Origin of the sequence: Mesoflavibacter sp. CH_XMU1422-2 (genome assembly GCF_037029245.1) — a bacterium.
Lineage (GTDB): Bacteria > Bacteroidota > Bacteroidia > Flavobacteriales > Flavobacteriaceae > Mesoflavibacter > Mesoflavibacter zeaxanthinifaciens.
In genome coordinates this window covers 302237-315703 of sequence record NZ_JAYMEE010000092.1, presented here as the reverse complement: position 1 = coordinate 315703, position 13467 = coordinate 302237, and the positions used below count along the sequence as shown (strand labels likewise).

Here is a 13467-nt window from a genome sequence, read left to right as displayed (position 1 = left end):
AGCTCTTATGTTTGTTTTTAAAAACTGAACATCGTAAGATATCAATTAGCCATTATGTATTAGACATACCAAAGTATAAATTAGTGAGTCAATAGAAAAATTATTCTCTCTTAAAATGTCTAAAAACACAATTCAAATATTTGATACTACACTTAGGGACGGAGAACAAGTCCCAGGTTGTAAATTAAATACAGAACAAAAAGTAGTCATTGCAAAGCAACTAGACTTACTTGGTGTTAATGTAATAGAAGCTGGATTTCCTGTATCTAGTCCTGGCGACTTCCAATCGGTAGAAGCGATTTCTGAAATTGTAAAAAACTCTACTGTTTGTGGCTTGACAAGAGCTGTAGAAAATGATATTAAAGTTGCTGCCGAAGCTTTAAAAAAAGCAAAATATCCTAGAATCCACACAGGAATTGGCACTTCAGATTCTCATATAAAATTCAAATTTAAATCAAACAGAGATGCTATTATCGATCGTGCTTTTGAAGCGGTTAAGTATGCAAAATCCTTTGTTGAAGATGTCGAATTTTATGCCGAAGATGCTGGTCGTACAGAAAACGAATATTTAGCACGTGTTTGCGAAGCTGCTATCAAAGCTGGCGCCACAGTCTTAAATATTCCAGACACAACAGGCTATTGCTTACCTAGTGAATATGGTGCAAAAATAAAATACTTAAAAGAAAATGTAAAAGGCATTGAAAATGTTATTCTTTCTTGTCATTGCCATAACGATTTAGGTTTGGCAACAGCAAATTCTATAGAAGGTGTAATTAATGGTGCAAGACAAATAGAATGCACTATAAATGGGATTGGAGAACGTGCTGGCAACACTGCTTTAGAAGAAGTTGTCATGGTTTTAAAACAACATCCATATCTTAATTTAGACACCTCAATTAACACAAAACACCTTTACGGCATCAGCCAATTGGTAAGTGAAAATATGGGTATTTACACGCAACCAAATAAAGCTATAGTTGGCGCAAATGCGTTTGCACATAGCTCTGGAATACATCAAGATGGCGTGATTAAAAATCGTGAAACTTACGAAATTATTGACCCAAAAGACGTTGGAGTAACCGAAAGCGCAATTGTTTTAACTGCTCGTAGCGGAATAGCTGCTTTAGCTTACCGAGCTAAAAATGTTGGTTACGAATTAACAAAACTTCAGTTAGACGACGTGTATGCAAACTTTTTAAGTTTTGCAGATAGAAAAAAGGAAATTAACGACCACGACATTCATGAAATTATTGAAACTAGTCGTGTTTACAACGAAATTATTTCAGCATAAAACATATTTCGCTTTCGCGGAAATTAAATACTATGAGTAAAAAAACATTATTTGATAAAGTTTGGGACGCGCATGTGGTAGATGCAATAAAAAATGGTCCTCAAATTTTATATATAGATAAACATTTAATACATGAAGTTACAAGTCCGCAAGCTTTTAATGAGTTAAAGGCGCGTAACATTCCTATTTTTAGACCTAATCAAATTGTTGCAACAGCAGATCACAATACACCAACAGTAGATCAACATTTACCAGTCAAAGACGATTTATCAAGGAAGCAATTAAAACAACTTTCTGAAAATTGTAAAGCTAACGGCATTACACTTTACGAGTTAGGTCATAAATATAATGGTATTGTTCATGTTATGGCACCAGAACTTGGTATTACTCAACCAGGAATGACCATAGTTTGTGGCGATAGTCACACTTCAACTCATGGTGCATTTGGATCTATCGCTTTTGGTATTGGTACAAGCCAAGTTGCACAAGTATTTGCTAGTCAATGCCTATTATTAACCAAACCAAAAAGCTTAAGAGTTACCGTTAACGGAACACTAAAAAAAGGCGTATTACCTAAAGACGTTATTTTATACATCATCGCTCAAATAGGCACCAATGCTGGGACAGGTTACTTCTGCGAATATGCTGGTGATGTGTTTGAAAACATGTCTATGGAAGGCAGAATGACAGTTTGTAATATGAGTATTGAAATGGGCGCACGTGGCGGAATGATTGCTCCAGATCAAACCACTTTTAATTATGTAAAAGACAGAGAGTTTGCACCAAAAGGAAAAGATTTTGAAGACAAAGTAGCCTATTGGAAAACTTTACCAACGGACGAAGGTGCTATTTTTGATAAAGAATACACCTTTAATGCTGAAGATATCGAAACCATGATTACCTACGGTACAAATCCAGGAATGGGAATAAAAATCACCGATAACATTCCACAATTAAATGATGCGTCTTTTGAAAAATCTTTAAAATATATGGATTTTAAAAAAGGCGAAAGTCTGATAGACAAAACCATTAATTATGTATTTATTGGTAGCTGCACCAACTCAAGAATTGAAGATTTTAGGATTGCTGCGCAATATGTTAAAGGTAAACAAAAAGCAGATAATGTAACAGCTTGGTTAGTCCCAGGAAGCAAACAGGTAGAAACTCAAATTATTGAAGAAGGCTTAAAAAGTATTTTTGAAACTGCTGGTTTTAAGCTGCGTCAACCTGGTTGTAGTGCTTGTTTAGCTATGAATGACGATAAAATTCCGGAAGGCGAATATTGTGTATCGACTTCAAATAGAAATTTTGAAGGTAGACAAGGTCAAGGATCTCGTACTATTTTGGCTAGTCCATTAGTTGCAGCTGCAACAGCTATTGAAGGAAAAATTATTGATGTAACGGCAACCAATTTTGTTGCTGAAGAGATTTAAGTCATGGAAAAATTTACAACATTACAATCTACAGCTATTCCATTAGCGATAGAAAATATAGATACCGATCAAATTATACCTGCGCGTTTTTTAAAAGCTACAGACCGTAACGGTTTTGGCGAAAACGCGTTTAGAGATTGGCGTCTTAATAAAGATGGATCTGTTAATACAGATTTTACGTTAAACAAAAAAGAATACAACGGAAGCATCTTGGTTGCTGGTAATAATTTTGGTTGTGGCTCTAGTAGAGAGCACGCGGCTTGGGCTTTGACAGATTACGGTTTTAAAGTTGTTGTCTCTAGTTTTTTTGCAGATATTTTTAAAGGAAATGCACTTAACAATGGGTTATTACCTGTTCAAGTTAGTGACGATTTTTTAAAGGTACTTTTAAACGAAATTAAAGAGAATCCAAAAACCGAATTAATTGTAAATCTTGAAAACCAAACGATAAGCGTTGCCAACACTTCGTTTAAAGAACATTTTGAGATTGACCCTTATAAAAAAACATGCCTAATTAATGGTTATGATGATATTGATTATTTATTAAGCAAAAAAGAATTAATCACTCAGTTTGAAAACCAACGTAGCTAGTTAGCCTGCGTTAGCGATTGCAGTGGTATCCTTTTTACGTCAGTTTGAGTGATGCGACGTTAGGAGCATTGTATCGAAAACAGAGTAAAAAGATATAACGGAAAGCGCGACCCGATAGGGAAACGCCCAAAAACAAAAAATCAACTAACAAAAAACAAAAAAATGCTTTAAAACATATACTATGAAATTAAATATTGCAGTTTTATCAGGCGATGGTATTGGACCAGAAGTTACGCATCAAGCTATAAAAGTACTTAAAGCTATCGCACAAGAATTTGACCATAGCTTTAGATTTAAAGAAGCGCCTGTTGGCGCTATTGCGATTGACCAAACCGGTAATCCTTTACCTGACGACACCTTAGCGCTTTGCAAGTTTAGTGACGCTATTTTATTTGGCGCTATTGGCGATCCTAAATACGATAATAATCCTAGTGCTAAAGTTAGACCAGAACAAGGGTTACTAAAATTAAGAAAATCTCTTGGTCTTTACGCTAACATTAGACCTGTTAAGGCTTACGAGACGTTACTAGACAAATCGCCTTTAAAAGAACACATTATTAAAGGTACAGATATTAGTATTTATCGTGAGTTGACTGGCGGTATTTATTTTGGTAAAAAACAATTAAGCGAAGATGGAAATGTAGCTTCAGATTTATGCGAATATTCTCGGGAAGAAATTGAACGTATTGCACATTTAGCATTTAAAGCTGCTCAAAGCCGAAAGAAAAAAGTGACTTTGGTAGACAAGGCGAATGTCTTAGAAACATCACGTTTATGGCGAAAAGTGGTTACTGAACTAGCAAAAGAATACACAGATGTAGAATTAGACTTTTTATTTGTTGATAATGCTGCAATGCAAATGATTTTAAATCCAAAACAATTTGACGTGATCTTAACCGAAAACTTGTTTGGCGATGTAATTAGTGACGAAGCTAGCGTTATTGGTGGAAGCATTGGTTTGTTAGCTAGCGCTTCTGTTGGAGACAAGCATGCTATGTTTGAACCAATTCATGGGTCTTATCCTCAAGCAACAGGTAAAGGCATTGCAAATCCTATTGCCTCAATTTTAAGTGCTGCAATGTTACTTGAACATTTTGGTCTTTACAAAGAAGCAAATGTTATTAAAGCTGGTGTAGAAAAATCGTTACAATTACATGTAACAACTCCAGATTTAAATGATAATTTTGATCATATCACAACGTCTAAAGTTGGAGATTTTATAGAGGATTTTATCCATAACCCTAAGGATAGTAATTTAAATTTTACTAATATTCACTTAGGACAATCCACAATTATTTAAGTTTTAGTATTTAATTTGGAGTCTATGAAGCACCTTTTTCAAGGTGCTTTTTTTTACACTAAAAACTGAAATAAATCTGGTTTATCATTTAAGTAATCACCGTAAAAATTATGAAGTTTCATTTTGGTAATTAAAGGTTCTAAATCGTCTGCCGATTTTAGCTCTACGCCTACTACTGCTGCACCATTTTCTCGGTTTGTTTTTTTGGTATATTCAAAGTGAGTGATATCATCATTTTCTCCTAAAATATCAACAACAAACTCGCGTAACGCACCAGCACGTTGTGGAAAGGTCACGATAAAATAGTGTTTTAAATTGGCGTGCAATAAGGCTCGTTCTTTAATTTCGGCAGTTCTAGTAATGTCATTGTTACTTCCGCTTACTACACAGATTACATTTTTACCTTTTATTTCTTCTTTAAAATCATCTAATGCTGAAATACTCAAAGCTCCAGCAGGTTCAACTACTATTGCATCTTTATTATACAAATCTAAAATGGTTTGACACACCTTACCTTCAGCAACCGTTACCATTTGATCTAAATTAGACTTACAAATTTCAAAATTTAAATCACCAACACGCTGTACCGCTGCGCCATCTACAAACTTTTCGATGTGGTTAAGTTGTGTGTTTTTTTGATTTTCAATTGAGGTTTTCATTGATGGCGCGCCTAAAGGCTCGACTCCAATAATTTTTGTTTGCGGCGATAATTCTTTAAACACTGAAGATAATCCAGCTGATAATCCGCCACCACCAACAGGCACAAACACATAATGAATTGGATGTTGTGCTTGGTCTATAATTTCTAACCCAACTGTAGCTTGTCCTTCAATCACCTTTTCGTCATTAAATGGATGAATAAATGCTTTTGAAAGTCGCTCGCATTCTTTCATCGCTAGATGATAAGAATCGTCAAAAGTATCGCCTGCAAGAATAATTTCTATATACTCTTCTCCAAACATTTTTACCTGCTCCACTTTTTGTTTTGGAGTTGGAGCAGGCATATAAATAGTGCCTTTAATTTTTAATAACTTACAAGATAAGGCAACACCTTGCGCATGGTTACCAGCACTTGCGCAAACAATACCATTTTCTACTTCTGAAGCCGATAACGAAGACATTTTATTATAAGCGCCTCTAATTTTATAAGATCGCACTTGCTGTAAATCTTCACGTTTAAACATGATATTACAGTCAAATTCTTTAGAGTATCTAAAGCTTGATGTTAACGGCGTCACCGCTGCAACATCTCGTAATTTTTCGGCTGCAGCTTCTACTGCTTTTAATTTAGGAAAATAGGTTGTTTGCGTTTGCATTAGTTTGTTTTTAAGCTAAAACACTTTCTTCTTTAGCTTCGGTTTTTATCACTTTCATTGCGGTCATTGCGGCACGTAGACGTTTACCCACAGTTTCTATTGGATGATTTCTAATGGCGTCATTCACTTTGATTAATTCGATATTATCGACACCTGTTTTTGTTGAAAATGACTTTCCTATTACTGAAGTATCTACCGTTTTCATAAAATCTGCTAATAACGGTTTACAAGCATGATCAAATAAATAACAACCATATTCAGCAGTATCAGAAATGACACGATTCATTTCAAATAACTTTTTGCGCGCAATGGTGTTTGCTATTAATGGCAACTCGTGTAACGATTCGTAGTAAGCAGAATCTTCGATTATTCCTGCGCTTACCATAGTTTCAAAAGCAAGTTCTACGCCAGATTTTACAAATGCGACTAATAACACACCATGATCAAAATACTCTTGTTCTGTAATGTGATCTGAAGTTAATTCGGTTTTTTCAAAAGCAGTTTCACCAGTTGCTGCTCGCCATTTTAATAAATTAACATCATCATTTGCCCAATCTTCCATCATGGTTTTAGAGAAATGACCAGAAATGATATCATCCATATGTTTTTCAAATAACGGGCGCATGATGGTTTTTAATTCTTCAGACAATTCAAATGCTTTAATTTTTGAAGGGTTTGACAATCTATCCATCATATTTGTAATGCCGCCATGTTTTAAAGCTTCAGTAATAGTTTCCCAACCAAACTGAATTAATTTTGCTGCATAACCAGCATCAATTCCTTCGGCAACCATTTTATCAAAAGACAAGATTGCTCCAGTTTGCAACAATCCACATAATATGGTTTGCTCACCCATTAAATCAGATTTTACCTCTGCCACAAAAGATGATTCTAAAACGCCTGCTCTATCACCACCAGTTGCAACTGCGTAAGCTTTTGCTTGAGCCCAGCCTTTATTTTCTGGATCGTTTTCTGGATGCACAGCAATTAATGTTGGTACACCAAAACCACGTTTGTATTCTTCACGCACTTCGGTGCCTGGACATTTTGGCGCGACCATAATTACCGTAATATCTTTGCGGATTTGTGTACCTTCTTCAACAATATTAAATCCATGCGAATAGCTCAATGTTGCGCCTTTTTTCATTAAAGGCATCACTTGGTTAACAACATCTGTATGTTGTTTGTCTGGTGTTAAGTTTAGCACCAAATCTGCTGTTGGGATCAAGTCTTCGTAAGCCCCAACATTAAATCCGTTATCGGTTGCATTTTTGTATGACGCACGTTTTTCATCAATTGCTTGTTGGCGTAGAGCATAAGAAATATCTAAACCAGAATCTCTCATGTTTAACCCTTGGTTTAATCCTTGTGCGCCACAACCTACGATGACTACTTTTTTATCTTTTAATGCAGCTACACCATCTTCAAATTCTGAAGCTTCCATAAATCTGCATTTTCCTAATTGTTCTAATTGTTTTCTTAATGGTAATGTGTTAAAATAATTTGCCATTTTTTTTGATTTAGAAAATAGAGCATAGATGAAAGAGAATTGACTAAATAAAGCCTAAAAATTCTTCTTAAATCATTTAGTTTCTATTTTAATTTATTTGTTTTTTTAGTAATTAAATACCTCTAGCATTTTAGTTATTTCCATTGGTGTATTGGTGACTGCAATTCGTCCAGAACGGGTAAATTGTAAAATTCCAAATGCACTTAATTCTCTGTGTAATAATTCTATTTCGCTACGTCTTCCTGATTTTTCAAGCACAAAAAACTCTTTATTTACAGTGACAATTCTAGCGTTACTTTCTTTAATAATATTTTTAATTTGTCGCTCTTCAAACAATAAATCTGATTTGATTTTGAATAGACATGATTCTTGATAAATGGTTTCTTCTTCGGTGTGATAATAGGCTTTAATCACTTCAACCTGTTTTTCAATTTGACCAATAATTTTTTTCATTTGGTCTTCGGTTAATTTCACCACAATGGTCCATTTAGACACATTTTCAATTTCTGAAATTGAAGAATTTATACTTTCAATATTGATGTGTCTACGTTGAAATATTGCCGAAATACGGTTTAATAACCCGATATTATTTTCGGTATAAATAGAAACGGTATATAATTTATTTTCACTCATAATTACTCTAATCTTACATCTGAAACACTTGCGCCTGTTGGTATCATAGGGAATACATTATCTTCTTTTTCAACCATAACTTCTAAAAAATATGGGCCTTCCGTTTCCATCATTTCTTTTACAGCATTAGCTAAATCTTCTCGTTTAGACACGCTTTTGGCATTAATATGATAACCTTTTGCAATCGCTACAAAATCTGGGTTTTCCATTTCAGTAGATGCGTAACGTCTATCAAAAAATAATTGTTGCCACTGTCTTACCATACCTAAAAAATTGTTGTTAAGTACGACAATTTTTACTGGCACTTTGGTTTGAAAAATGGTTCCTAATTCTTGTATTGTCATTTGATAACCGCCATCACCAGCAATCATCACCACATCACGTTCTGGTGCGCCCATTTTTGCACCAATTGCTGCTGGTAAGGCAAATCCCATTGTGCCTAATCCGCCAGACGTAATGTTACTTTTAGAGAGATTAAAATCGGCATAACGACACGCAATCATTTGATGCTGACCAACATCGCTAACTATTGCAGCTTCACCTTTGGTTTGTGCATTAATTTCTTTAAGCACTTCACCCATGGTTAAGCCATTTTTTGTAGGATGTAAATCGTTTTTTATGACTTTATCAAATTCAATTTGATATAAATCTTTAAATTTTTGATGCCATTCTGTATGCGAATTTTCTTTTAAAAGCGGAAGAATTGCCGCCAATGTATCTTTTGAATTTCCTAAAACTGCAACATCTGTTTTTACATTTTTATCAACTTCAGCAGGATCAATTTCAAAATGAATCACTTTTGCTTGTTTAGCATATGTTGCTAAATTTCCTGTGACACGATCATCAAAACGCATTCCGATTGCGATTAAAACATCACATTGGTTAGTCAACACATTTGGTGCATAATTACCGTGCATACCAACCATGCCGACATTTAATGGATGCGTTGAAGGAATTGCCGAAGCACCTAAAATAGTCCAAGCCGATGGTAAACCAGCTTTTTCGATAATCGCTTTAAATTCAGCTTCAGCTTCACCTAAAATCACACCTTGTCCCCAAACCACTAAAGGTTTTTTTGCATTATTTATTAAATCTGCAGCAGCTTGTAAAGTGTTTGGATTGGTTTCAGGAATTGGTTTGTAGCTTCTAATTCCTGTACATTTTTCATATTTAAAATCGAATTCTTCAAACTGCGCATCCTTGGTAATATCTATTAAAACTGGACCAGGACGACCACTTTTTGCGATGTAAAATGCTTTAGCAATCACTTTAGGAATTTCTGAAGCTTTTGTGACTTGATGATTCCATTTAGTCACAGGTGTTGAAATACCAACAATATCGGTTTCTTGAAAAGCGTCACTGCCTAATAAATGTGAACCAACTTGCCCCGTAATACACACCATTGGCGTACTATCTATTTGCGCATCTGCAATTCCTGTAATCAAGTTAGTTGCGCCAGGACCTGAAGTTGCCATAGCGACACCAACTTTACCAGAAATGCGCGCATAACCCTGTGCGGCATGCGTTGCACCTTGCTCATGACGTGTTAAGACGTGATGAATTTCGTTTTGAAATTTAAACAACTCGTCATAAACTGGCATAATGGCGCCTCCAGGATAACCGTAAAGTACATCTACGCCTTCTGCTATTAAGCTACGAACAACCGCTTCGCTACCCGAAATGCGGATAGTTTTTAAAGTAGATTGCTCGTTATTTTTTATCGTTTTTGTTTCCATAAATTCCTGCGCAGGCAGGAATCTCATCCTACCTTTTTTAATTTTTATATTTTCTCAAGCAACACTTGAGTTTTATAATTTTATTAAAACATTTATTTTATGCTCATTACTTTTAGATTCCTGCCTGCGCAGGAATTTGTCAAAACTCATCGGTTACGCAACCTTTGGATGCAGACGACACTGTTTTAGCATATTTGTAAAGGACACCACGATTAAATTTTAATTCTGGTGCTTTCCAAAATTGTTTTCTTTGAGATAATTCTTCTGCTGAAACTTCAAGTTGAATGGTATTGGTTTCAGCATCTATTGTGATAAAATCGCCATCTTTAACTAATGAGATTGTACCACCATCTTGAGCTTCTGGTGTGATGTGACCGACTACAAAACCGTGTGTTCCACCAGAAAAACGTCCATCGGTAATTAACGCTACGTCTTTACCCAAACCTGCACCCATAATAGCTGCAGTTGGTTTAAGCATTTCTGGCATTCCAGGTCCGCCTTTTGGTCCTTCATATCTAATAACAACCACGTCACCTTTTTCTACTTTACCATCTCTAATACCATCGTTTGCTGCATATTCACCTTCAAACACTTTTGCTTTTCCGCGAAAGCGTAATCCTTCTTTTCCTGTGATTTTTGCAACACTTCCATCTTCAGCTAAATTACCGTAAAGCATGCGCAAGTGACCTGATATTTTAATAGGCTCTTCGATTGGTTTTATCACATCTTGACCTTCGGTTAAATCATTAACATCTAATAAATTTTCGGCTAATGTTTTTCCCGTTACGGTTAAACATTCACCATGAATTAAGCCTTTTTTCAATAGATATTTTAAAACTGCAGGAATACCACCAACGCGATGTACGTCTTCCATTAGGTATTTTCCGCTAGGTTTTAAATCGGCTAAAAATGGTGTGTTGTCACTAATATTTTGAAAATCTTTTAAAGTGAAATCTATATTCGCCGCACGAGCAATTGCTAAAAAGTGAAGCACTGCATTGGTCGATCCACCTAAAACAGTCACCAAACGAATAGCGTTTTCTAAAGATTTGCGTGTAATAATATCGCTAGGTTTAATATCTTTTTCGATTAATAATCGCATCGCTTCACCAGCTTTTATGGCTTCTTGTTTTTTCTCTTCGCCAGTTGCTGGATTTGATGAGTTGAAAGGTAAGGTCATCCCTAAAGCTTCAATTGCTGACGCCATCGTGTTTGCTGTGTACATACCGCCGCAAGCACCAGCGCCAGGACAAGCTTTTTCAACTATATTTTGATATTCGCTTTCATTCATAGTACCAGCGACTTTGCTTCCCCAAGCTTCGAAAGCGGAAACGACATCTAGTTTTTTCCCGTTATGGCAACCAGAATCAATGGTTCCGCCATACACCAAAATACTTGGTCTATCTAAACGAATCATTGCCATTAATGCGCCTGGCATATTTTTGTCACAACCAACAACGGTAATTAGTCCGTCGTAACTCATTGCTTGCACTACGGTTTCCATAGAATCTGCAATAATATCTCGTGACGGTAAAGAATAACGCATACCTGGTGTACCCATGGAAATTCCGTCACTTACACCAATTGTATTAAAAATTAAGCCTACAACATCTTTATTTTTTGTGCCTTGCTTAGCGAGTTTTGCTAAGTCATTTAAGTGCATATTACATGGATTACCTTCGTAACCTGTACTTGCAATACCTATAATGGGTTTATAAAAATCTTCTTTGGTTAATCCTATAGCGTGCAACATTGCTTGTGCTGCTGGCTGCGTTGGATCTTGTGTTACTGTTTTACTGTATTTATTTAGTTGACTCATTTAGTCCGTTTCTTATTTATGATTTTCTAAATTACTAATTTGACTATGCTTGACTTTTTAGTTATTGAATTATAGACTAAAGTCATAATTCAATTTAATTATTTAATATATTGATTTTCAGCTGATTAAAACAAAACAAGTATGATGCCCAATTGTTAATATTTGATCTTTTTATTTTACTTTGAACTAAAATAAACCCAACAAAAAAGCCTTCCTGAAAAAGGAAGGCTTTTAAATTTATTCTTAACTAATAGACACCATTCCTTACCACCGTGATTTAATAATCACAATGCTAATAATTGAAATGATATTTACGATTTGTTTGTTCATCTTGATAATCAAATATTGAAATTATTTAATTAAAATCCAAATTACACTCTAGGTAAATCACCTTCTTCTTTTAGTGGTAAATTAGATTTTCCCATTAAAAAAGCATCTACGTGATGTGCTGCTTGACGACCTTCGGAAATTGCCCAAACAATTAACGACTGACCGCGACGCATATCTCCAGCAGTAAAAATACCTTTTACGTTGGTTGCGTAATCTTTTTCGGTTGCCTTGATGTTGGTTCTAAAATCCATTTCTAGACCAAATTGTTCTGCTAAAGTTTTTTCGGCACCAGTAAAACCAAGTGCTAACAGCGCTAAATCGCAGTCCCAAGTTTTTTCTGTTCCAGGTAATTCTTTTAATTCTGGTCTTTCGCCTTCTTTAAAAATCCATTCGACTTCAACCGTTTTTAAACCAATTAAATTTCCATTTTTATCGCCTAAAAATTCTTTAGTTGAAATACTAAAAAAACGTTCTACGCCTTCTTTATGAGACGTTGTTGTTTTTAATCGCATAGGCCAATAAGGCCAAGGTTGATGCGCTGGACGACCTTTAGTTGGTTTACTTAAAATCTCAAAATTTGTTACCGATGTTGCACCATGACGATTACTTGTACCAATACAATCGCTACCTGTATCGCCTCCACCAATGACAATTACTTTTTTATTTTTTGCTGAAATAATTTCATCTTCACCCATTAATCCATCAACATGTTGGTTATTTTTCTTCAGAAATTCCATTGCTTGATGTACACCTTTTAGATGATTTCCTTTTATAGGAATATTTCGTCTAACGGTTGCGCCGCCACATAAAAGAATCGCATCAAAATCTGCCTTTAACGTTTCGACACTTATATTTTGCCCAACATGAGCATTGGTTTGAAAGATAATCCCTTCGTTTTCAAGTATTTTTATACGTCTATCTATAATTTTCTTTTCTAACTTAAAATCAGGAATACCATAACGCAATAAACCACCAACTCTTGCGTCACGCTCAAAAACCGTTACCAAATGTCCTGCTCTATTTAATTGTTGTGCAGCTGCTAAACCTGACGGACCAGAACCTACCACAGCAACTTTTTTACCTGTACGATGCTTTGGCGGATGCGCTTCAACCCAACCTTCTTTAAAGGCGATTTCGGCAATATTTTTTTCAATATTTTCAATGGTTACTGGATCTTCGTTAATACCTAAAACACAAGCTTCTTCACAAGGTGCTGGACACAAACGACCTGTGAATTCTGGAAAATTGTTTGTTGCATGTAAAATTTGTGCCGCTTCTTTCCATCGTCCTTTATAAACCTTATCGTTAAAATCCGGAATTAAATTACCTAATGGGCAACCGCTATGACAAAACGGAATACCGCAATCCATACATCTTGCACCTTGATTTTTGAGTTTTTCCTCTTTTAAAGGCACTGTAAATTCTTTATAATTTTTTAGACGATTTTCTACTTTTAAATAACCTTCGTCTTCTCTTTTATATTCTAAAAATCCTGTTGTCTTTCCCAT

Annotated in this window: 10 protein-coding genes; 4 read left to right on the top strand and 6 right to left on the bottom strand. The window is 35.3% G+C overall.

Features of this window, described 5'->3' with window-relative positions; all coding sequences use genetic code 11:
- Window positions 1-115 precede the first annotated feature (115 nt).
- The 4 genes from WA340_RS14340 (at window position 116) to leuB (ending at window position 4615) form a co-directional block, all read left to right on the top strand.
- Complete coding sequence (locus WA340_RS14340) at window positions 116-1291, top strand: 2-isopropylmalate synthase (RefSeq protein ID WP_336129580.1); 1176 nt, start codon at window positions 116-118, stop codon at window positions 1289-1291.
- A 32-nt stretch (window positions 1292-1323) separates the two neighbouring features.
- The gene (leuC, locus tag WA340_RS14335) at window positions 1324-2724 is read left to right on the top strand and encodes a 3-isopropylmalate dehydratase large subunit (protein WP_336129579.1); all 1401 of its coding nucleotides are present in this window, start codon (window positions 1324-1326) and stop codon (window positions 2722-2724) included.
- A gap of 3 nt (window positions 2725-2727) precedes the next feature.
- Entirely contained in the window at window positions 2728-3315 is a 588-nt protein-coding gene (gene leuD, locus WA340_RS14330) for a 3-isopropylmalate dehydratase small subunit (protein ID WP_336129578.1), read from the top strand.
- 181 nt (window positions 3316-3496) lie between these two features.
- Complete coding sequence (gene leuB, locus WA340_RS14325) at window positions 3497-4615, top strand: 3-isopropylmalate dehydrogenase (RefSeq protein WP_336129577.1); 1119 nt, start codon at window positions 3497-3499, stop codon at window positions 4613-4615.
- A 53-nt stretch (window positions 4616-4668) separates the two neighbouring features.
- Here leuB and ilvA read toward each other — a convergent pair whose 3' ends face one another.
- From ilvA to WA340_RS14295, 6 genes are all read right to left on the bottom strand, one after another.
- Complete coding sequence (gene ilvA, locus WA340_RS14320; protein ID WP_336129576.1) at window positions 4669-5931, bottom strand: threonine ammonia-lyase IlvA; 1263 nt, start codon at window positions 5929-5931, stop codon at window positions 4669-4671.
- 10 nt (window positions 5932-5941) lie between these two features.
- Window positions 5942-7441 (bottom strand): ketol-acid reductoisomerase, encoded by a 1500-nt coding sequence (ilvC, locus tag WA340_RS14315; RefSeq protein ID WP_336129575.1) that lies wholly within the window; start codon window positions 7439-7441, stop codon window positions 5942-5944.
- A gap of 105 nt (window positions 7442-7546) precedes the next feature.
- The gene (gene ilvN, locus WA340_RS14310) at window positions 7547-8074 is read right to left on the bottom strand and encodes an acetolactate synthase small subunit (protein WP_336129574.1); all 528 of its coding nucleotides are present in this window, start codon (window positions 8072-8074) and stop codon (window positions 7547-7549) included.
- Window positions 8075-8076: 2 nt separating this feature from the next.
- Entirely contained in the window at window positions 8077-9810 is a 1734-nt protein-coding gene (ilvB, locus tag WA340_RS14305; RefSeq protein ID WP_336129639.1) for a biosynthetic-type acetolactate synthase large subunit, read from the bottom strand.
- A gap of 139 nt (window positions 9811-9949) precedes the next feature.
- Window positions 9950-11629 carry a dihydroxy-acid dehydratase gene (ilvD, locus tag WA340_RS14300; RefSeq protein WP_336129573.1) on the bottom strand — a complete coding sequence of 560 codons (1680 nt, stop codon included), beginning with the start codon at window positions 11627-11629 and terminating at the stop codon, window positions 9950-9952.
- Window positions 11630-12000: 371 nt separating this feature from the next.
- Window positions 12001-13467, bottom strand: coding sequence for a glutamate synthase subunit beta (locus WA340_RS14295; protein ID WP_336129572.1), 1467 nt, complete (start codon window positions 13465-13467; stop codon window positions 12001-12003).

Excerpts from the sequence above, each read along its gene's own strand:
- WA340_RS14340 (WP_336129580.1), top strand. The coding sequence starts at position 116 with ATGTCTAAAAACACAATTCAAATATTTGATACTACACTTAGGGACGGA.
- leuC (WP_336129579.1), top strand. The coding sequence starts at position 1,324 with ATGAGTAAAAAAACATTATTTGATAAAGTTTGGGACGCGCATGTGGTA.
- leuD (WP_336129578.1), top strand. The coding sequence starts at position 2,728 with ATGGAAAAATTTACAACATTACAATCTACAGCTATTCCATTAGCGATA.
- leuB (WP_336129577.1), top strand. The coding sequence starts at position 3,497 with ATGAAATTAAATATTGCAGTTTTATCAGGCGATGGTATTGGACCAGAA.
- ilvA (WP_336129576.1), bottom strand. The coding sequence starts at position 5,931 with ATGCAAACGCAAACAACCTATTTTCCTAAATTAAAAGCAGTAGAAGCT.
- ilvC (WP_336129575.1), bottom strand. The coding sequence starts at position 7,441 with ATGGCAAATTATTTTAACACATTACCATTAAGAAAACAATTAGAACAA.
- ilvN (WP_336129574.1), bottom strand. The coding sequence starts at position 8,074 with ATGAGTGAAAATAAATTATATACCGTTTCTATTTATACCGAAAATAAT.
- ilvB (WP_336129639.1), bottom strand. The coding sequence starts at position 9,810 with ATGGAAACAAAAACGATAAAAAATAACGAGCAATCTACTTTAAAAACT.
- ilvD (WP_336129573.1), bottom strand. The coding sequence starts at position 11,629 with ATGAGTCAACTAAATAAATACAGTAAAACAGTAACACAAGATCCAACG.
- WA340_RS14295 (WP_336129572.1), bottom strand. The coding sequence starts at position 13,467 with ATGGGAAAGACAACAGGATTTTTAGAATATAAAAGAGAAGACGAAGGT.